Source organism: Alcanivorax sp. UBA3183, assembly GCF_002364155.1.
GTDB lineage: Bacteria > Pseudomonadota > Gammaproteobacteria > Pseudomonadales > Alcanivoracaceae > Alcanivorax > Alcanivorax jadensis.
Window position 1 is genome coordinate 1 of the sequence record NZ_DEXN01000016.1, and the last position, 254, is coordinate 254.

The 254-nt window shown below is 57.1% G+C and carries 1 pseudogene; it reads left to right on the forward strand.

What is annotated here, in order from left to right:
* A pseudogene (locus tag B3Q33_RS06950) lies at nucleotides 1-254 on the forward strand (isocitrate lyase); the annotation flags it as partial.

Sequence of the window (254 nt, forward strand, 5' to 3'; positions counted from 1 at the left end):
TTCCGTCAGCAGGTATTCGATGCCTGGGAGAAGGAAGGCAAAGACGTATCCGCCTACGATCGCGATCGTCTGATGAGCGCCGACTACGACAGCACCGAGCTGGCTGAGCTGGCTGACGAGTGGACCAAGAACTTCCAGCGTGATGCGTCCCGTGAAGCAGGTATCTTCCACCACCTGATCACTCTGCCGACCTACCACACTGTTGCTCTGTCCACCGACAACCTGGCTAAAGGCTACTTCGGTGACGAAGGCAT